This is a genomic window from Polaromonas sp. P1_G2 (assembly GCF_056405515.1).
The window spans coordinates 1-386 of the sequence record NZ_JBFUBY010001542.1 but is presented as its reverse complement, the minus strand read 5'-3'; the positions used below and the strand labels follow the sequence as shown (position 1 = coordinate 386).

General features: G+C 62.4%; 1 protein-coding gene. It reads left to right on the top strand.

Features of this window, described 5'->3' with window-relative positions; all coding sequences use genetic code 11:
- A partial coding sequence (locus tag AC1D0P_RS31465; RefSeq protein WP_477680310.1) for a GDP-mannose 4,6-dehydratase occupies positions 1-386 on the top strand: 386 nt, incomplete at both ends.

Sequence of the window (386 nt, the reverse complement as noted above, 5' to 3'; positions counted from 1 at the left end):
AACGAGTGCTCGTCACCGGTCATACCGGCTTCAAGGGGGCATGGCTGACGCTCTGGCTCAACCGGTTGGGGGCTGAGGTGCACGGCCTGTCATTGGCACCGAAAGATGACAGGCCATCGCTGCATCGCATGCTTATCTATTCCGACAACAAGCCCGGCGAGATCGTCGACATCCGTGACCGGCTGGCGGTGCAGAACCGGGTGCTGAAGGTCAAGCCGGAGGTGGTCTTCCATCTTGCCGCGCAGCCCCTGGTGCGCGTCGGCTATCGCGAGCCGGTGGAGACCTTCGAGACCAATGTGCAGGGCACGATCAATCTGCTCGATGCCTTGCGGATCGCACCCGACCTGCGCTCGATCGTCGTCGTCACCACCGACAAGGTCTACGAG